Origin of the sequence: Niallia sp. Sow4_A1 (genome assembly GCF_052116745.1) — a bacterium.
GTDB lineage: Bacteria > Bacillota > Bacilli > Bacillales > Cytobacillaceae > Niallia > Niallia hominis.
On the sequence record NZ_JBQKKM010000059.1, the window covers coordinates 1 to 20,352 of the forward strand.

20 protein-coding genes are annotated in these 20,352 nt (G+C 34.7%); 17 read left to right on the forward strand and 3 right to left on the reverse strand.

Annotation, left to right across the window (positions count from 1 at the left end; all coding sequences use genetic code 11):
* The first annotated feature begins 100 nt into the window (after positions 1-100).
* From ACTQ5K_RS22240 to ACTQ5K_RS22250, 3 genes are all read left to right on the forward strand, one after another.
* Positions 101-742 (forward strand): ATP-binding protein, encoded by a 642-nt coding sequence (locus ACTQ5K_RS22240; RefSeq protein WP_441994304.1) that lies wholly within the window; start codon positions 101-103, stop codon positions 740-742.
* A gap of 84 nt (positions 743-826) precedes the next feature.
* Positions 827-1,321, forward strand: coding sequence for a DUF1456 family protein (locus ACTQ5K_RS22245; RefSeq protein ID WP_441994306.1), 495 nt, complete (start codon positions 827-829; stop codon positions 1,319-1,321).
* Positions 1,322-1,339: 18 nt separating this feature from the next.
* A complete protein-coding gene (locus ACTQ5K_RS22250) occupies positions 1,340-2,047 on the forward strand; it encodes a M48 family metallopeptidase (protein WP_441994307.1) in 708 nt (235 codons plus the stop codon).
* Positions 2,048-2,245: 198 nt separating this feature from the next.
* On the opposite strand, the gene ACTQ5K_RS22255 is transcribed toward ACTQ5K_RS22250, so the two are convergent.
* Positions 2,246-3,154 (reverse strand): LysR family transcriptional regulator, encoded by a 909-nt coding sequence (locus tag ACTQ5K_RS22255; protein WP_441131026.1) that lies wholly within the window; start codon positions 3,152-3,154, stop codon positions 2,246-2,248.
* Between the two features lie 139 nt (positions 3,155-3,293).
* Between ACTQ5K_RS22255 and ACTQ5K_RS22260 the strand changes: the two genes are divergently transcribed.
* Entirely contained in the window at positions 3,294-4,382 is a 1,089-nt protein-coding gene (locus tag ACTQ5K_RS22260; protein WP_441131027.1) for an NAD(P)-dependent alcohol dehydrogenase, read from the forward strand.
* Positions 4,383-4,822: 440 nt separating this feature from the next.
* On the opposite strand, the gene ACTQ5K_RS22265 is transcribed toward ACTQ5K_RS22260, so the two are convergent.
* Positions 4,823-5,398: a DUF6944 family repetitive protein gene (locus tag ACTQ5K_RS22265; RefSeq protein ID WP_441994308.1), complete on the reverse strand. Its 576-nt coding sequence runs from the start codon at positions 5,396-5,398 to the stop codon at positions 4,823-4,825.
* A gap of 128 nt (positions 5,399-5,526) precedes the next feature.
* On the reverse strand, positions 5,527-5,766 hold the full coding sequence (locus ACTQ5K_RS22270; protein WP_441994309.1) for a hypothetical protein: 240 nt from the start codon (positions 5,764-5,766) through the stop codon (positions 5,527-5,529).
* A 324-nt stretch (positions 5,767-6,090) separates the two neighbouring features.
* On the opposite strand from ACTQ5K_RS22270, the gene ACTQ5K_RS22275 reads away from it, so the two are divergent.
* From ACTQ5K_RS22275 to ACTQ5K_RS22335, 13 genes are all read left to right on the forward strand, one after another.
* Positions 6,091-6,924, forward strand: coding sequence for a phosphate ABC transporter substrate-binding protein (locus ACTQ5K_RS22275; protein ID WP_441994311.1), 834 nt, complete (start codon positions 6,091-6,093; stop codon positions 6,922-6,924).
* 37 nt (positions 6,925-6,961) lie between these two features.
* A complete protein-coding gene (gene pstC / locus ACTQ5K_RS22280) occupies positions 6,962-7,876 on the forward strand; it encodes a phosphate ABC transporter permease subunit PstC (RefSeq protein ID WP_035416095.1) in 915 nt (304 codons plus the stop codon).
* Position 7,877: 1 nt separating this feature from the next.
* Positions 7,878-8,702 carry a phosphate ABC transporter permease PstA gene (gene pstA / locus ACTQ5K_RS22285; protein ID WP_441994312.1) on the forward strand — a complete coding sequence of 275 codons (825 nt, stop codon included), beginning with the start codon at positions 7,878-7,880 and terminating at the stop codon, positions 8,700-8,702.
* Positions 8,703-8,720: 18 nt separating this feature from the next.
* Positions 8,721-9,554, forward strand: a complete 834-nt coding sequence (pstB, locus tag ACTQ5K_RS22290) for a phosphate ABC transporter ATP-binding protein PstB (RefSeq protein WP_441994313.1) — start codon at positions 8,721-8,723, stop codon at positions 9,552-9,554.
* A gap of 12 nt (positions 9,555-9,566) precedes the next feature.
* The gene (gene phoU / locus ACTQ5K_RS22295) at positions 9,567-10,226 is read left to right on the forward strand and encodes a phosphate signaling complex protein PhoU (RefSeq protein WP_441994314.1); all 660 of its coding nucleotides are present in this window, start codon (positions 9,567-9,569) and stop codon (positions 10,224-10,226) included.
* A 162-nt stretch (positions 10,227-10,388) separates the two neighbouring features.
* The gene (locus ACTQ5K_RS22300) at positions 10,389-10,850 is read left to right on the forward strand and encodes a M20/M25/M40 family metallo-hydrolase (protein WP_441994315.1); all 462 of its coding nucleotides are present in this window, start codon (positions 10,389-10,391) and stop codon (positions 10,848-10,850) included.
* Positions 10,850-11,278, forward strand: a complete 429-nt coding sequence (locus ACTQ5K_RS22305; RefSeq protein ID WP_441994316.1) for a VOC family protein — start codon at positions 10,850-10,852, stop codon at positions 11,276-11,278. Before ACTQ5K_RS22300 ends, ACTQ5K_RS22305 begins: the two co-directional genes overlap by 1 nt.
* Positions 11,279-11,679: 401 nt before the next feature.
* Entirely contained in the window at positions 11,680-12,720 is a 1,041-nt protein-coding gene (locus ACTQ5K_RS22310) for a substrate-binding domain-containing protein (protein WP_441994317.1), read from the forward strand.
* A complete protein-coding gene (locus ACTQ5K_RS22315; RefSeq protein WP_441994318.1) occupies positions 12,721-14,481 on the forward strand; it encodes a histidine kinase in 1,761 nt (586 codons plus the stop codon).
* Positions 14,482-14,492: 11 nt separating this feature from the next.
* Positions 14,493-16,115: a response regulator gene (locus tag ACTQ5K_RS22320; RefSeq protein ID WP_441994319.1), complete on the forward strand. Its 1,623-nt coding sequence runs from the start codon at positions 14,493-14,495 to the stop codon at positions 16,113-16,115.
* Between the two features lie 352 nt (positions 16,116-16,467).
* A complete protein-coding gene (xylF, locus tag ACTQ5K_RS22325; RefSeq protein ID WP_441994321.1) occupies positions 16,468-17,565 on the forward strand; it encodes a D-xylose ABC transporter substrate-binding protein in 1,098 nt (365 codons plus the stop codon).
* Positions 17,566-17,640: 75 nt separating this feature from the next.
* On the forward strand, positions 17,641-19,182 hold the full coding sequence (locus ACTQ5K_RS22330) for a xylose ABC transporter ATP-binding protein (protein ID WP_441994322.1): 1,542 nt from the start codon (positions 17,641-17,643) through the stop codon (positions 19,180-19,182).
* Positions 19,157-20,317 carry a sugar ABC transporter permease gene (locus ACTQ5K_RS22335; RefSeq protein ID WP_441994323.1) on the forward strand — a complete coding sequence of 387 codons (1,161 nt, stop codon included), beginning with the start codon at positions 19,157-19,159 and terminating at the stop codon, positions 20,315-20,317. The genes ACTQ5K_RS22330 and ACTQ5K_RS22335 overlap by 26 nt, the downstream gene beginning before the upstream one ends.
* Positions 20,318-20,352 lie beyond the last annotated feature (35 nt).

The following is a 20,352-nucleotide window of genomic DNA, read 5'->3' on the forward strand; positions in this document are numbered from 1 at the left end:
AAAAAACGAAATTTTGATAAAAGAAAACATTTAGAAAACGGATACAAAATTAGAAGTTTTACTTTATAAAAAGGGAGCTATAAAAAACTCCCACAAAAACTTGACTCAATCGATTAGAAATCCTCTAACCGTTGTGAAAGGATTTTTGCAGTTATATGAAAAGGATAATTCATTTTCCTCTAATCAAAAATGTCATTTTAATCTAATGGTTGATGAATTAAATATGGCTGAACAGGTAATTTCACAATTTTTAACGATGGCTAAACCAGATCAAGAACAAGCTGCAGAGATAGTAGATGTTAAGGATGTTCTCCGGAGTGTTACAGATTTGCTCCATTCCTATGGACTATTACATGATAATCGGATTGAATTAAAAGTAACAGATGATTGTACAATCTCTGCTAATATCATGGAATTAAAGCAATTATTCATAAATATCATAAAAAATGCGATTGAAGCTTCTAATTATGGTGATTTGGTAATAGTAAAGGCTGAAAAGGAAAAGGATTTTGTTGTAATAAAAGTAATCGATTATGGAAAAGGAATGTCGGAGGAAGAAGTGGCATTACTTGGCGCTCCTTTTTATTCTTTAAAAAGCAAAGGAACAGGTTTAGGCTTGATGATTTGCTTTAATATTGTCGAAAAATATAATGGCAAGATCGGCTTCGCAAGCTCAAAAAATCAAGGAACAACTACTACCATTCGCTTTTCGTATTATGATAAAACAAAGCTATTTAGATAAAGTAAATGTCCTAGCGTGTTGTCTTTGCAATAAGAAAAAAGATAAACTGAAAAATATGTAGTTTTGTAAATTGGAGGTCAAACAATGGAAAATAATGATATATTAATTCGATTAAGATATGCATTAGAAATAAAAAATAGTGAAATGGCAGAAATATTTAAGCTTGGAGGGAAAGAGGTATCTGTACCTGAGGTAGTTAAAATACTTAAAAAGTCAGATGAAGAAGCAGAGAATGATGATCAAATGAAATTGACGAATAGTATGTTAGATTCTTTTTTAAATGGCTTTATTATTTATAAAAGGGGAAAGCAAGAGCCGAAACCAGGAAAACCCAATACCCCTGAATCGTCAATAAAAAATAATACGAGTGTAAATAATATCCTTTTAAAGAAAGTTAAAATCGCGCTGTCATTAACTACTGATGATATGATAGATATATTTAAAAAGGCTGGATTAAATGTATCAAAAGGAGAACTAGGCGCCTTTTTACGAAAAGAGGGGCATAAAAATTATAAAGTATGTTTAGATAATTTCGCTAGAAACTTCTTAAAAGGACTAGCCATTAAATATAGGGGTTAAGAGCAGTTAGGTGAAGCTATGATACATACATATTTAGGGGAAACCATCCTTTTTGATGTAAAGTATAAAAATCGAACTTCCATTGGGATTACGATAGATGGATATGGAAATATAGAAATTTTAGCACCTAAAAAGACGCCTGATGAACGGATAATTCAAGTGCTAGAGGGAAACTGGGATTCCATCCAAAGTAAAGTACAAGAAATGAAGAAAAGAATGGATGGACCACAGGAAAAGGTATATGAGAATAATGAAAGATTTCTTTATTTAGGTAATTCCTATCCAATTCAAATTATCCAGGATATCACTATTACGCAAGAGAGAGTGGAGTTTTTAGAAGAAATCCTGCATATCTATGTAAAGCATCTTGATAAGGAAAGAATCAAACAATTATTACGAAGGTATTATTATCAGAGAAGTAAGGCTTTGATGGAAGAGCGAGTCTCCTTCTATCAAAGCAACTTTAAAACAAAGCCCCGATCGATACGTATTACAGATAGCAAAACCAATTGGGGAACCTGTGATTCTAACTTACGATTAACCTTCAATTGGAGGTTAGCAATGGCTCCACTTGAGGTTATAGATTATGTAGTGATCCATGAAATGTGTCACATGGTCCATCTTAATCATGATCGCTCCTTTTGGAGGCTTGTTGGGAAGCTGATGCCTGATTACAAAGAAAAAGAGAATTGGCTCGCTTTGTCTAGTTGGAAGATGACGGTTTAGGAGAGAGAAAACAGAATCTGACTGGAGCATTTAATCCAGTCTATGTTCTTCTTTTGAATGATGGAGAATGATAGCATAAAAGCTATCATTAATTTCTTATTCTATATTCTATGGCTGAAAAGTTATGTTTTTTGGCTGATAAACCCCAATTTTTGCTGATATGTGCTGGAGTTTGGCTGATATCCTAACATATCTTACTTAGGTTTTGCCTATGTCTCCGTTCTTTTTATTAATTTCCATAAACGATTCAATCATATGTTGCCGAAATTGTCTTGCTACATAAGAATAATGTCTACTTTTTAGCCATGCGAAACCGACCATTTGATAACAATGGTCATTTTTTAGACGAATGATTTTACTGTTGGTTAGTTGTTTTCCTAAAAAGGAATACTGCGGATAGAAGGAAATCCCTTCTCCTTCATCAACAAGCTGCAAAACAATCGACATTTCCGTTCCTTCAAAAACCATATTCGGTGTAAATCCCGCTTGTATACAACATTTTTCATACATACTTATAGATTCTAATCCTGACTTATATCCAATAAATCGTTCATTTTTTACTTCTAGTAAATCAATTTCATCTAAGTGTGCCAATCGATGATTTTTCGGAACAATTAAATCTAATCGTTCTTTTAAGACAGGTAGCCATTCTATATCTGGCCCTGTTATGGGAGTATTAGAAACACATAAATCAATTTCTCCTCGGAGTAATCGTTCTTTTGCGATAAGGTCTGGTAATATTGATTGCTGAATCCGTACATTTGGTCTTCTTTCGTAGAAACCTTTAAAAACAGTCGGAAGTATGGTGGAACTCATGACACTAATAGACACTTGATCTTCCTCTATTTCTGCCATTTCTTGAACAGTTTCATGGGCATCTTCTAAGATTCTAAGTGCTAGTTCTACTTCCTTTGCATAAAACTTTCCATAACTATTCAGTCGAATACTCTTTCCATGTCTATCAAATAAAGGTACACCTAACTCCTCTTCTAATCTAGCGATTGTTTTGCTTAGTGATGATTGTGAAATATCTAAATGAAGTGCTGCTTGAGACATATGTTCAGTTTTGGCAACAGTTAGAAAGTAGTTTAATTGTAATAATTGCATACGAACCCCTCTTATGAATCATAATAAATATACATATTCCTTTACTTATATTGTATCTATTTTCAGAAAGGATTACGATGAAAATGAATTCACAAATTTGTCACATTTAATTACATATCATATCAAAGGAGGATTTTATATGAAGATTAAAGCAGCAGTTACACCTGGACAAGGTAAAGATTTTGTTATAGAAGAAGTAGAATTAGCTCCCCCAAAGGAAAATGAAGTATTAGTAAAAATTGTTGCAACAGGTGTTTGTCATACAGATGCTGTTGCACGTGACGCAGCAATTGCTCCACTGCCTGCAGTACTTGGTCATGAAGGAGCAGGAATTATCGAAGAGGTTGGTTCTGGAGTTACACGCTTGGCAAAAGGTGATCATGTTGTATTATCATTTGCACATTGTGGACACTGTGAAAATTGTTTAACAGGACATCCAACAGTTTGTGAAACATTTAATGATTTAAACTTTGGTGGTGCCCATGATGATCATACACATCGTTTGTCCAAAGATGGTACGTCACTTTCCACTTTCTTTGGTCAGTCCTCATTTGGTACATTTGCGATTGCGCATGAGCGTAATGTTGTCAAAGTGGATAAACAAGTAGATTTAGCGCTTTTAGGACCTTTAGGCTGTGGAATCCAAACAGGAGCAGGTACTGTTTTAAATAAAATTAAGCCTGAATTTGGATCAACTATTGCTATCTATGGTGCAGGTGCAGTTGGTTTAAGTGCTATTATGGCTGCAAAAATAGTTGGCTGTAAAACAATCATTGCAGTTGATATTCATGATACACGATTAGAACTTGCAAAAGAACTTGGGGCGACACATACCTTTAATGGAACAAAAGTAGATGTTGTGAAGGAAATTAAGGAATTAACAAACGGTGGAACAAAATATGCAGTAGATACAACTGGTTTCCCTCCAGTAGTACGTCAATGCTTACAAGCACTACGCCCATTAGGTGTTGCAGCAGTAGTAGGTGTTACACCTGAAATGAATATCGATGTTCACAATGATATAATGGCGGAAGGAAAAACCATGATGGGCGTAATTGAAGGAGACTCTGTACCAAATGTATTTATCCCGCAACTAGTAGAATACTACAAAAATGGTCAATTCCCATTTGATAAATTAGTTAAATTCTATGACTTTGACCAAATTAATGAAGCTTTCGAAGATTCTAAAAAGGGAGAAGCAATTAAACCAATACTACGATTATGTTAATATCAACTCGTAAATTGTTTAGTATAAACTGCACTCCAGGTTAGACAGATGTAACAATATGGAAGATATAGTTTTTCTTTTACTTCTATGTTAAATACAATATGATTATAATATGAGAAAATGGCGTTCAATAAGCTTATATCGGCTAGTTGACGCCGTTTTTATATTCTGAAAACAATCAAAGTTTTCATTCTAAATAAAGATTAAGCTTAAGTAATAATATACCTATGTGATTGGAACAGGTATATTATTAAGCTTGACTATTCTAATCAGGGAAACAGCTCGTACAGAAGCTCTAGAGGATGTAGTAAAATTATGGACAATAGTATTAAGCGTTGACCTGATTATAGCGATTTTGAACTTCATTTGGCCAAAAAGGAAAAAAGGAGAGAGAAAGAGTTTTCTTCCTCTCGAAAATGCTTATTTTTTCTGCCTAATCCTTATTCATTAATATTTAACACAATCTCATCTAATTCTTCTTTTACTTGCCCGATGAGCGAAAGGACAGCTCCGGTCGCTTGAATCCAGCTTCCAATGGTGCCGAGGTTTTGCTGGCTACTTAAACCTTTTAATTGTTCCGTTCCACCAATTGCCTGCAAAGAATTTCCAATCCCCTGTAATAAACCACCAATTATATTTTCGATTCTTCCAGCCGCCGTATGGTCAAAAAATTCATCAGTAAGTCCGACAAAGCTACCTAATGCCTGAATCCAGTTGCCTGTAATAATTAATTTTTGCTCTGTTTGCGTATTGCTCAATAGGTAAAGAATTAAGCCGGTTACAACCGTTGAATTTCCAATTGCTTGAATTTCATCTCCTAGCTTTTCTAATGAAATCGTTCCTTGTCCACCAGCTGATAATGCGCTGCCTGTTCCTTGTAATACATTACCAACTAACCGGAGCTGATAATTCGTTTCTTTAGAAAGGTGGAAAGAAGGGGTACTTCCAATAGCAGCTTGGATAGTACCAAGCGTGTTGATTGTAGATCCGAATATTTCTTTAAAATGTCCACTCATTTATTATCTACCGCCCATTCACTTTACACCCAATATCATATTCAATAAAAGGATAAGTGGGATAAAAAAGACAAGCATTGGAGATAGTTCTGTTTTTGTGAGCTTTCTTTAAATGAAAGCTTACATTCTTACTTACTTCCGAAGTTCCCGGAAAACTGCTTTACAATTGCTTGGATTTCCTCTAATTTTTCTGGTTTTATCAGAGTAATCATTTTAGGAATAAATTCTGCAATATCACTTTGAGAAAAAGTGCCTTCGTCTTGTTTTCGGAAGTTTTCCGTTAATATGGCTTTCGCTTCTTCTTCCTTTCCTTCTTGTACTCTTTGTAAAATAAAGGATAAAAATCTTTCTTGACCTTGTTTGTCCATTTTGCAACCTCCTAATTTACATAAAATAATACATCTTCGCCTATTATAATCTTAAACGTTGCTTTTTAGAAAGTTATACCAGTTTAAATATAAATAATACAGAGAAAAAGATTAGGTATATTATCTGTTTTTTTTGCGTTTTCCCAAATTTTACTATCTACTATCTATTAGAATTATTTTTACAAAAAATAACATATGCTAGCTTGTTTTTAACGTAATTTACAAAACCTTTACATAGAGTCAATGGAATATTTACACTGGAGATTTATCATACTATTAGACAAGATATGACAAAGAAAAGTTGCTATTCTTTTGGAGGTAATCATGGTCATAATAAAAAAACTAAAAATGGTATTCATGTTTCTGACTATACTAGCTTTATTATCAGCATGTGCAAGTAATGAAGAAACAGAACAATCGACAAATGACGGTAAACCAATATCGATTTCAGGATCTACTTCCGTTGGACCGCTTGCTGAGAAATTAGCAGCAAAATATCATGAACACGAAAATACAAAAATTGAAATAAATCAAATTGGGTCTTCTGCAGGTATTACCAATGCAATAAGTGGTGTCTCAGAGATTGGAATGTCTTCTCGGGATTTAAAGGAAGATGAAATGCAAAAATTAAAAGAAGTTGTAATTGCTTATGATGGAATTGTAGTAGTCACTCATCCGAGCAATAAAGTAAAAGATTTAACTTTAGAACAAGTAAAGCAAATTTTCACTGGTGAAGTGACGAACTGGAGTCAGCTTGGTGGAGACGACATGGAGATTGTGGTTGTTTCTCGGGAGGATGGATCTGGTTCACGTGATGCCTTTCAGGAGATTGTAGGCTATAGCTCAGGCGAATTAATTAGAAACTCTATCATCGCAAGTGGGAATGGAAATATTAAAACAACCGTTGCAAATAATAAACATGCAGTTGGCTTTATTTCCTTTGAATATATTGATGATACTATTTCGACAATCGATATTGATGGTGTAGAAGCCACGGCTGAAAATGTATTAGCAAAAAAATATAGTTTATCACGACCGTTTTTGTTTGTTTATAAAGAAGGAGATCTAACTGCGAATGGACAGAAATTCATCGATTATATTTTAAGTGATGAAGGTCAAAAGATTGCAGCAGAAGCAGGGGTTATCCCAATAAAGTAAAACCAAATCTTTAGAAGTAATCTTGGAGGAAAACAAAGTGTCTATTCAAACGACTGAAAAACAAGCCTCAGAGATGGGCAAGGCAAATAAAAGAAAATATTTGTTTGAGAAGGTGTCAGCAAGAGTATTCTTGGTTTGTGCTCTTCTTTCCGTCATTAGTTTGTTATTAATTATTGGATTTGTATTTTATAAAGGAGCTCATCCATTTATCGCGGAAGGATTTAGTTTTTTTGACTTTCTTTTTGGCGTCGACTGGGTGCCGAGTGAAGGGAAATTTGGAATTTGGCCAATGATCGTTGCATCCCTATATGCAACAGTTGGAGCACTTATTATTGGCGTTCCGATTGGTTTGTTTACGGCAATCTTTCTCGCAGAAATCGCTTCAAAGCGGATAGCGAAAATTGTTTCACCAGCCATTCAGCTTTTAGCAGGTATTCCTTCCGTTTTATACGGTGTTTTTGGTCTAGCAATCATTGTTCCATTTTTACAAAATACATTAGGCTTAGTAAAGGGTCAAAGCTTATTAGCTGTTATTTTAGTGTTAGCAATTATGATGTTGCCAACGATTGTGACAGTGGCAGAGACGGCGATTCGCGCTGTACCAAGAACATATCGTGAAGGATCTCTTGCTCTTGGAGTATCGGAAATCGGCACTATTTTTAAAGTCGTGGTCCCAGCTGCTAAATCCGGGATTATGACAGCTATTGTATTAGGGTTAGGGCGAGCAATTGGAGAAACAATGGCAGTAATTCTCGTTGCTGGTAATAGTTTGATTGTGCCAACAAGCTTAACAGATAGTATTCGTCCGCTAACAACTAACATTGCTCTTGAAATGGGCTATGCTGCTGGTACGCATCAAGAAATGCTATTTGCAACAGGAATTGTATTATTCTCATTTATTCTAATCTTGAATTTTGTTTTAGCAAAAATTAGTTCGAAGGGTGGCAAATAAGATGAGAAAGATGAAAGATGATTTGTTGCATGGACTTCTTTGGTTTTCTGCCATCTTATCCGTTGCCGTCCTTGTAATGATTGTTGAATATATTTTTTATAAAGGTGCACATTTAATTAGCTTCGAGTTTATTTTTGGCGATTATTCCCCAACAGGTGGTGGTGGAATTTGGCCAATGATTATAACAACCATCTATACGATTGTCATTTCTTTAATTATTGCAACACCGATTGGAATATTAGCGGCTGTTTACTTACAAGAGTATGCGAAGCAAGGACGATTGGTAAAAGTAATTCGTTTTGCAACAGAAAGCTTAACAGGTATTCCCTCGATTATTTATGGTTTATTCGGGGCAGTATTCTTTGTAACAACCTTAAAATTAGGAATGTCTATTTTAGCAGCTTCCTTAACATTAGCAATTATTGTTTTACCGGTTATTATCCGAACTACAGAGGAATCTTTAAAAACAGTTCCTCCAACCTATCGAGAAGGATCTTTAGCCCTTGGGACAACGAGATTACAAACATTATATAAGGTTATTTTACCTAGTGCGATGCCAGGTATCTTATCCGGAATAATTCTTTCCATCGGGAGAATTGTTGGGGAGTCTGCAGCTATTTTCTTGACTGCCGGAACAGTTGCAGCAATGCCAGAGGGCTTGCTTTCTTCTGCACGAACATTAACTGTTCATTCGTTTTTAGTAACACAAGAGTCTGGAGATATAGAATTAGCTGCTGCAGTCGGCATTGTCTTAATTGTAATAATTCTAGCTATCAACCTTATCGCAACATATATATCCAAAAAGTTGAATAAAGCAGACTACTAATTTATAAGGAGTATGTTTATGACTACAACAGTAAAGGAAAAAAACCAAAAGAAAACTGGGAAAGCATTTTTACAGGTAGGTCAAGAAGAAGCTACATCTGGTACATCGAAAATTAGTGTGAGTGATTTAAATTTATTTTACGGAGAAAAGCAAGCACTGTTTGGCGTATCTCTTGATATTGAAGAAAAAAAGGTAACGGCTTTAATCGGACCTTCAGGCTGTGGGAAGTCAACCTTCTTAAGAACATTGAATCGAATGAACGATTTAATTGACGGCGTAAAAATTGCAGGAGATATCGTCATTGATGGGGAAAATATATATGCTTCACATGATGTCATAAAATTACGTACAAGAGTAGGTATGGTATTTCAAAAGCCTAATTTATTCCCGATGAGTATTTTTGACAATGTAGCATATGGACCAAGAATGCAAGGTATTAAAAATAAGAAAGAATTAAATAAAATTGTCGAAGAGAGCTTACGAGGGGCTGCGATTTGGGAGGAAGTAAAAGACCGTTTGAAAACTTCTGCCCTTGGTTTATCTGGTGGACAACAGCAGCGTGTATGTATTGCACGTGCGATTGCGATGAAACCAGATGTTATTTTAATGGATGAACCTACTTCTGCCTTAGATCCAATTTCCACATTGAAGGTAGAAGAGCTGATTACAAAAATGAAAAAAGATTATACAATTGTTATTGTGACACACAATATGCAACAAGCAGCAAGAATTTCAGATAAAACTGCCTTTTTCTTAAACGGTGAAGTAGTAGAGTATGATGAAACGAATAAGATTTTTTCTACACCAAGAGATCAGCGCACAGAAGATTATGTAACAGGTCGCTTTGGATAATAGGAGGAACTAATGGTCATTCGAGAGAATTTTGAGAAAAAGCTAGAAGAGTTAAAGGGTAAAATTAGAGAAATGGGTGAAATGTCGATTGCTTCTTTGGAAGAGGCATTTGATGCATTAAAAGCGCAAGATGTAGAAATTGCTTTAAAGGTAATGGAAGAGGACAACGACATTGATAATCTAGAATCTGAAATTAATCATTTTGCGATTTGGCTAATGGCGAAAGAGCAGCCAGTTGCAAGAGATTTACGTGTCGTAATTGGTGTTATTAAAATCTCCTCTGAAATTGAACGGGTAGCAGACTTTGCAGTAAACATTGCAAAAGCAACAATTAAAATTGGAAAAACAACTTCTCGTTTAGAGTTAACACATCTAGAAAAAATGAAGGAAATATCGGTTGAAATGCTAAAAAAAGCAATCCAATCCTTTATAGAAGAAGATATTGTTCTTGCGAAAGAAATCAGTAAGTTAGAAGATGAAGTAGATGATTATTATTTAGAAACATATAAGAAACTGACAGCATACTTAAGTGAGCATCCAGAAGAAACGAATCAGCTTGTCCAATTATTATTTATCAATCGCTATTTGGAAAGAACTGCTGACCATATTACAAATATGGCGGAAAGCACAGGGTATTTGATTAAAGGAAAAATATATGATTTCAATTCTTAACTAGTATATAGCAAAAGGAGAGAGGAACTAAAAAAGTTTTTCTCTCCTTTTGCCGTTTTAGTTTATACTAACCATGTATTATATTTAATTTTTTGATATTTCTGATAAAGTGAAGGTGCAAGATTAAATATGGATTAGTATGATAAATAAGGAGGTAGAGGAATGCAGGACTATTTTGAAAAAGAAAAGGAAAATATGCTCCACTTGCTTGAGCAAATCGTAAATATAGATAGTGGATCCTATCAGAAAGCAGGAGTAGATAAAGTAGGAGACATATTAATTAATGAATTTGCACTTCTTGGATTTATTGCAGACGTGCACGAGGTTCCTGATAAAGGGAATAATATCGTCTTAAAGCATGAAGAGGCAACGAATCCAAGCATTTTATTAATTGGACATATTGATACCGTTTTTCCCGCTGGTACAGTTGCCAAACGCCCATTTAAAGCAGAGGGGGATCATGCTAAAGGTCCAGGAGTTTTTGATATGAAGGCAAGTCATGTAATGACATTGTATGCTTTAAAATACTTAATTTCGCAAAATAATGATGCATATAAAAATGTCTTGATAATTATTAATACATTGGAAGCAGATACATATAAAAATTTGAAGAGGTGTTCTTAATGATATTAGGAGTTCATGCTTATTTAAGAATGAATGGAAATAGCAAGGAAGCAGTGAAATTTTATGAAAATGCATTAGAGGCAGAGAACCTTGGAGTTCAAACGTATAGAGACTTGCCTGAGAATCCTGAATTTCCACTTTCGGAGGAAGCAAAAGATCGTGTTGTACATGCGCAATTAAGAATAGGTAATACGTTTCTTATGTTATCCGACAATTTTCCTGGACAACCATACCAAGTTGGTTCACAAGTGGATGTAGCAGTTCTCTTAAATAATCCAGAAAAAACAAAAGAAGTATATGATAAACTTTTAGATGGTGGAGAAGTAGTAATGCCTCTTCAAGAAACACCTTGGAGTCCATCTTACGGACAAGTTAAAGATAAATTTGGCATTGCGTGGCAGATTTCCACAATTGTAGAAGGACAATAAATATATTGTGGCAAGTCCTATAAAGAGGAAAGACGTAAAAAAAGAATATGGAAAAGACCTTCCTCTTTTGCCAGTTAGGGGTCTTATCCTTTTAAAGTCACCAATTCAGATGAAATGGTGACTTTAATATTGACAAAAGTAATGAAAAAAATAGAAAATATTGTTAACAAATATGTTATTTCATCGTATTATTGGAATGAGCTAATTCAAAAAAAACCTTCAAATGAAATCATCCTGATCCAGTCCAAAGCTGTTTCTTTGAGTTATACTAATGATTATTTTGGTAGCGATTTCATTTTTTCTTCACTTAAGATTTATCACAACGATTTGAATATCCTTTCTGTATTGTTTTTTTCGATTAAAAGATAGACAAATTTACAATTAGGTTAGGAGAAGAAAGCATGAGAAATAAAGGCTATATGCTGTTAATCATTTTGCTTATATTCGTTAGTGCATGTGAAAATAGACACTCTAATAGTATTCGTATATCCAAAAATAATCCACAAGGAAACCTAGTCTATAAAGAGTCATTACCTAATCAGGATAAGGAAAAGATTATTTCCTTTGTGACAAAATCACTTGATAACCCTGTTTTCATAGAAGCAAAGGAAGAAGCGGAACGAGTAAGCTTACAGTTAGGGATAAAGATGGAATGGTTAGCCCCAATGACAGTTGATAGCAAAGAACAAGAAAATATAGTAGAGAGCTTAATCGAAAGAAAAGTAGATGGCATTGTTATTAGTGTATTAGATACAAAGAAAATGACTCCGCTCATCAATAAGGCTGTATCAGAAGGGATTAAAGTGGCAACTTTTGATTCAGATGCTCCTAAAAGCAATCGGGCATTTTATGTAGGTACCGATAATTATGAACTTGGAAAGGTTAGCGGCAAATCATTGGTGAAAATAGTAAATGAAAATAAGAAATATAAACGACCATTGAAGGTACTGATTATGACTGGGGTCAAAGAAAGTGTCAATATGCAAGAGAGAATCGAAGGCTTTAAAAAGGCAACAGAAGAATTAGATTTAGAGATTGTTGATATAGTAGAATCCTTCGATGACATTAATCGTGCTTCTGAGTTACTTGAGAATTATGTAAAAGAAAATCCTGATTTTGATTTGTTTTTCAGTGCTGGAGCATGGCCTCTATTTTCTCCTCCAGAAGGAATGATATCGTATAAAAAATGGAAAGAAAATGGCGGAATAGCTGTTATTGTGGATACTTTCTATCCGATTGTATTCGCTGCTAATAAAGGATTAGCTGATGCGTTAGTCGGGCAAAGCTTTAAAGAGATGGGACGCCTTAGTGTTGAAAATATGTATAAATTAATTAACGGGGAAGAAGTAAAAGAGACCATGATATACACGGAGTTAGAGTTTGGCAATCCTAATAATTACGAAGAGTTGCTAAAAAGAAAAAAGCCATGGGAGATTAAATAGATGGAAAAATGGCTGAAATGGATTGATTTTTATAGCATCCGAACAAAAATGATTGTCTGTTTTTTAGCGATGAGCCTTATTCCATTATTAATTCTTGGATATCTTTCTTATCAATATTACATAAATGATCTCCAAAATAGTGTCAATGTCTATACAAACGAGGTAATAGAACGCGTGGATAAAAATATAGAGACCTACATTTTGGATATCGAGAATATTCTAGAAATCTATGATGACTATTATACGATTCAGTATTTAAGGTTAAATGAAGCAGGAGACATCGATGGGATACAGAAATATACGGTTCGATTATGGGAAACGATTCAACTAATAAAAAACATGAAATCTGATTTAGTGGATATAAGAATTATCTCATATAAAGGAGAGACAATCAGCGCTCAAGGTGTATATTGGAGTGATGTGAATGACCCATTTTTTGCGAATATGAGAAATGCTGATGAAGGGGAATTTGTAGTGAAATCACCTTATAACGACATGTTTAATCGTAATGTATTTTCCATCGGCAAGAAAATTCTATCTCCTAGTTTAAGTGAACCAGCTTATTTATGTATCGATATTGATGTGAGTTTATTGAATCGAATTGTAAACGATATCAAACTCGGAGAAAAAGGATATGTCTACTTTACGGATAGATCGGGAGAGGTTAGTTTTTTTCCAGTAGATACAAGTCATCCTAAATTTATAAAGGAATTAATTACGAATGATAGATTGCTAATGTCAGAGAAAGGATCCTTTGAAGAAACGGTAAAGGGTAATCATTATTTAGTTAACTTTAAGCAATCAGAAATTACTGGCTGGAATATTATAGGGGTTACCTATGCAGATGATGTGAATGCTGATATTAATAAAATTCGCCAGTTAACCCTTGTCATTGCTGTTGGTAGTCTTATTGTTGTTGTGTTAATCAGCGTTTATTTAACGAATATCTTAACCAATCCTATCCGCGATTTACGGAGAACAATTAAACAATTTGCAGATGATAATTTAGACATGCGGGCACAAGTAAAAACCAAAGATGAAATAGGGCAATTAGCTAGCAGTTTCAATGAATTAATGAATCGGATTCAATGGCTAGTTCAGAAAACAAGGGATGATCAAGTGAAAATTCGCAAAATAGAGATGAAGGCACTGCAAGAATTAATAAAACCCCATTTTGTCTATAATACATTAGATTCAATTATCGGATTATTAGAGGAAGATCGAATTGAAGAGGCTTTGGATTTAATAGAAGCACTAGGGATGTTTTTTCGAACATCGCTAAGTCATGGAAAGGATGTCATTCTTATAGGGGCTGAAGTAGAACATATTAGAAACTATTTTTCCATACAGAAATTTCGTTTTTTTAATAAATTTGATACAAGGGTGGAAATAGACGAAGCTATCTTGAATTATGAAACAGTCAAACTGATTTTACAGCCATTGGTGGAGAATGCGATTTATCATGGTGTGCGGTTGATGAAGAAGAAAGGGTTAATTGAAATTAAAGGGAAGAAAAAGGACGGTGTGGTTATTCTGGAAGTAGTCGATAATGGGCTTGGCATGACTGCTGAAAAGGTAAAACATATTAATAATGTATTAACAGGAATAGAGAAGATTGAGGATGAAAATGATTATTTTGGTATTAGAAATGTAAATGAGCGGATAAAGCTAACCTATGGAAATGAGTACGGAATTTATTTTGAAAGTAAACAAAACGAAGGAACATCTGTAACAGTTATTTTACCGATTGTAGAAATATGAGGGGGAATACTATGTTTAATTTATTGGTTGTAGAAGATGAAGATATGATTCGTCATAAAATAATCAATAATACGGATTGGTTGAGCCATGGTTTTCAACAAGTATTTGAAGCGGAAAATGGTTCGGAAGCAGTCGAAATATTAGCAAAGTCCCAAATTGATATTCTTATTACCGATATTAAAATGCCTATAATGGATGGCATCCAATTAACGAAACATGTAAAAGAGTTTTATCCGCAAGTAAAGGTAATCATTATTTCAGGGCATGCTGATTTCGACTTTGCAAGAAAGTCTATCACCTTAAAGGTTTGTGAGTATATGCTTAAACCCTTTCAATCGAAGAATCTATTAAAACTCGTTTTAAGTGTGAAAAAAGAACTAGTTCGTGATAAGGGGGAGCAAGAGAATGTTGAAGAAATGAGAAAACAATTGAGAGAAAACAGACGCTCTTTAAGAGAGAAGCTAATTCAGAATTTACTTACCAATTGTTTTGTAGGAAATCTAGAGAATGACTTGAAATATGTAGAAATGGATCATCTTAAGAATACCCCTTTTTTTGTTGCTGTAATAAATTTGGAACAGTTTCAAGAATGTAAAAGTGCTAAAGAGGAGGAAGAAAAGTATCTTTATAATTTATCCATATATAAACGGCTTTCTCATATGATGGATACGGAATGGGCACTAACTGCAAAAGATGATCGGATTGAAAAGGGGTATATCCTGAATTATAAAATAGATCAAATTGTGTTAATTATATTCCAAGATATTCTGCACGTTAGTCGCCAATTAGAAAAGGTTATTTCAAATGAGGGGAAGGAAAAAGGATTCTTCTTAACAATAGGTATAGGAAATGGTTATAATCAATTGTTAGATTTACACTTATCTTACGAAGAAGCATGTTCAGCAGCTGCATTAAGTAGAATTCATGGACCAGGTGGAGTGTATTTCTTTTATGATGTTAGTATGGATCATGCTCATTACAGCAAGCAATTACAAAAGATAGTGGATCATAAAATTTACAGTGACTTAAAATCAGGTGACTTTGAAGAAGTAAAAAAGGATGTAGCTGAACTGCTTGCAGAGCTAAAGAACTCGGGTATTCCGTATGAAGCAGTATCTACAGCCATTAATAATATTTTATTGATGTCCTGTAAAACAATTAATGAATTAGGATATGATGTGAATGAGATATTTGGAGAAGCGGGACTTTCTTTCTATTTCAAACGAGACAATAATTTTACATATAAAGAATTAGAGAATCGCTTATATTCTTTCTATTCGACGATTCATACGTTTATTGAATCGAAACGTGGTAATCGTACAGAAAGGCTAATCGTTGAAATGAAGCATTATATGAATGAAAATTATGCAGATAATATTTCATTAACAAGCCTATCACGCGAATTTAATATTAGTCCAAGTTATTTAAGTATATTGTTTCGAGAAATCACCTCCGAACATTTCAGTGATTATTTAACGAACTTACGCATACAAAAGGGGAAAGAGCTATTAAAGAATACGGATTTACGGATTAAGGAAATCGCCTCTCAGATTGGATATAGAGATGCATATTATTTTAGCTCGGTATTTAAAAAAGTTACGGGTGTAAATCCAACACAATATCGGGAGGAATGAAAATTTGAATAAAGATTATCATTCTTTCAAATAAAGAAATCGCTCCAATTCAGTTACTATGTTTTGGGTGATTTTTTTGTTTTTAAAAAGATTTATAAGAAAGGTGAATTTCGTAAAATATTAAAGGATTATAAAATATATTCCATTTTCAATGTGTATGAAAAAATATATCCTTTTTAAGAAAGCGTTTTATAATTGGTTTAAAGGAGGGAATGGGAGCAAGTAATGTGCATTCATCAACACGTTTAAATCAACTTTATGTCGATCATACTGGGGAATCAATCTATCTTAACTGAACATGCATTAGGATTTATATCTTATCAATTATTAAATAAATAGGGGGAATTTTTTCATGAAGAAATGTAAAGGCTTTCTTTCGTTCTTACTTGTTTTATCGCTAATGTTTATTATGGCTGCATGTGGTCAGGATGCAAATGGTACTGCAGCAAATGATAAAGGAAATAAGGATCAAGGGGAAGCAGAGAAAGAACAGATTACCATTGGTCTTTCCGTCTCTGATTTAACACTCGAGCGTTGGCAGCACGACCGTGATTTTTTTGTTGATAAAGCAGAAGAGTTGGGAGCAGATGTTTTAGTACAATCCGCAAATGGTGATGAAGCAAAACAATTATCTCAAATACAAAATATGCTTTCACAAGGTGTTGATGTACTAGTGATTATAGCTATTAATTCAGATGCCTTGTCAACAGTAGTCGATCAAGCAAAGGCTGAAGGTATTCCTGTTTTAGCATATGACCGATTAATTAATGGAACCGATATTGATGCCTACGTTTCCTTCGATAATGTGCGTGTTGGGGAAATGCAAGCAGAATATCTAGTAGAAAAAGTACCTTCTGGAAAGTACTTCCTTATGGGAGGGTCGCCAACGGATAATAATGCCAAGATGTTTAGAGAAGGGCAAATGAATATTATTCAACCACTTGTTGATAAAGGGGATATTGAAATCGTTGGCGATCAGTGGGCAAAAGATTGGGATGCGAACGAAGCTTTGAAAATTATGGAAAATGCTTTAACCGCAAATAAAAACGATATCGATGCAGTAGTAGCCTCTAATGACAGTACTGCTGGTGGAGCGATTCAGGCCTTAGAAGCACAGGATCTTGCTGGAAAAGTAGTTATCTCAGGGCAGGATGCTGACTTAGCAGGGGTTCAGCGTATTGCAGAGGGTGTTCAAACAATGACTGTGTATAAACCAATTCAGGCAATTGCAACTAAGAGTGCTGAAGTAGCTGTTCAGTTAGGAAAGGGAGAGAAAGTGTCATCAGACTCCACTGTTAATAATGGAAAAATGGATGTGCCATTTATTAAATTGGACCCAATTAAAGTAGGGAAAGAGAATATTGTGGAAACAGTAATAAAGGATGGATTCCACTCTTATGATGACGTTTATAAAAATGTTTCTGAAAATGAACGTCCAGATCGTCCGTAAAACTTTAGCTATTTCAATCCAAAAAAGGGAGAGCAGCTTCTGCTTTCCCCTGACTAATAGGTGGTGAAACCAATAATGGACACATACGCACTTCAAATGAAAGGGATTATCAAAGAATTCCCAGGTGTTAAGGCATTAGATAACGTGAGTTTCTCCGTTCGAAAGGGAGAAATTCATGCACTTTGCGGAGAAAACGGCGCGGGTAAATCAACATTAATGAAAATTTTAAGTGGGGTTTATCCACATGGAACATACGACGGTCAAATCATCATTAATGGGCAAAATGTACAATTTAAATCCATTAAAGAATCCCAAGAGGCTGGGATTGGCATCATTTATCAAGAGCTTGCTCTCGTTGGCGAAATGTCTGTGGCAGAGAACCTGTTCCTTGGTCATGAGCTCATGAGAAAAAAGGTGATCAATTGGAACGTAATATTTGTGGAGGCACAAAAATGGCTAGATCATATCGGATTGAATATTGACCCACAAATGAAGGTTTCTGATTTAACGGTTGGTAAACAACAATTAGTAGAAATTGCTAAAGCTTTAACGAAAAAGACAAATATACTGATTTTGGATGAACCAACTGCTGCATTAACAGAAAGTGATGTTGAAATTTTAATAAACCTGTTGCAGGACTTACGTTCACAAGGAGTTACGTGCATCTATATTTCTCATAAACTAGGAGAAGTTATGTCACTCGCGGATTCCGTGACAATCTTAAGGGATGGCCAGACAATTAGTACGAATTCAATAGAAGAGTTATCAGAGGATAAAATCGTAACAAAGATGGTGGGGAGAAAATTAACAGAACTGTTTCCATACGAGGAACATGCCATTAGTAAAGAAAGTATTTTAGAAGTTAAAGATTATTCCGCATATGATGAGCAAGGAAATAAACTAATTGATCAAGTGTCCTTTTCGCTTAAAAAAGGAGAAATTTTAGGCTTTTCAGGTTTAATGGGAGCAGGCAGATCGGAATTATTTATTAGTCTCTTTGGTGGGTTTAAGGGCAGAAAAGAAGGAACGGTCATCATTGATGGAAAAGAAACAAACATCCAAAAACCTGCTGATGCGATTAAAGAAGGCTTAGCATATGTTTCAGAGGACCGGAAACGCTACGGACTTGTTTTAGGGATGGACATAACGAAGAATACGACCCTTGCTGCTTTAAATAAAGTAATTAAGTTAAATATTATTGATCAGGCATTAGAAGTAAAAATGGCGACAGATATAACAGAAAAAATGAAGCTAAAAGCCCCAAGCCTAGAAGCGAAGGTTGGACAACTAAGTGGTGGAAATCAGCAAAAAGTAGTTTTAAGTAAATGGCTATTAAATAATCCGAAAATATTAGTTCTTGATGAACCAACAAGAGGAATTGATGTTGGAGCAAAATACGAAATCTATAAGATTATTAATGAGCTTGTCCAACAAGGGGTAGGCATTATTATTATTTCCTCAGAATTACCCGAAGTATTAGGCATGTCGGATAGAGTGCTTGTTATGGCAGAAGGACGGATTTCTGGCGAGTTTTTACGAGGAGAAGCTACACAAGAAAAAATTATGACATGTGCAACAGGAGGGAAGAAAAATGAATATTCAGCATCAAACAGTTGAAGAAAGCAAGAAAAGAGAGCTAAGCTTTAAATTTGATATGCAATCTTACACCCTTATTATTGCCTTAGTATTAATTGCCCTAATATTTGGCTTTTTCACTGGTGGTGAATTTCTCTCTTCTAGAAATATCTCTAACTTATTTACCCAAATGTCTGTTATTTCTGTTCTTGCTATTGGGATGACATTAATTATTGTAGCAGGTCATATTGATTTATCGGTTGGAGCTTTAGTAGGATTAACGGGAGGAATCGCTGCTATTCTACAAGTCTGGTATGATTGGAACACCTTTTTAGTGGTGCTTAGTGCTGTGATTGTAGGAGCCCTTTTTGGATTGTGGCAAGGATGGTGGGTTGCTTATCGCGCTGTTCCAGCCTTTATTGTTACATTAGGAGGCATGCTGATTTTTCGGGGGATTTTAATTGGTTTAAGTAAGGGGCAAACTGTTGCTCCAATGAGTGATAGCTTTAAAAAAATTGGAACCAGCTATTTCCCATATATACCGGGATATATTCTTGCATTAGTAAGCATAGCTCTATTAGTCTTTTGGACGATTCAAAACCGTGCGAAGAGAAAAAGTATGGGATTGATGATTCCTACTGCAAAGGTTGATTACGGCAAGGTTGCTATCTATTCTTTCTTTATTCTATTAGCAACCTATATGTTAAATCGTTATTTAGGTATCCCAATTCCGATATTAATTGTTTTAGCATTAGCAGCTATTTTCATCTTTATATCAAATAAAACGCCATTTGGCCGTTATGTCTATGCCATTGGTGGAAATCAAGAGGCAGCTGCACTGTCTGGAATTAATATTAAACGAAATACGCTGTGGGTTTTTATTACCATGGGTGGTCTTGCTGGTGTTGCGGGTGTTCTTTTGACAAGTAGATTAAATGCAGCAACGGTAAGTGCAGGTAATATGTATGAGCTTGATGCAATTGCAGCCTGTGTTATCGGCGGTACTAGTCTTATTGGCGGGAAAGGGAAAATTGTAGGGGCGCTCATTGGTGCTTTAATTATGGCAAGTATTGATAATGGAATGAGTATGATGAATATCCAAACATTTTGGCAGTATATAGTAAAAGGGCTAATTTTAATTGTTGCCGTTTGGCTTGATATTTCAAGTAAGAAATAAAAGACAATATATTGGACATAATAGGAATAGAAGGA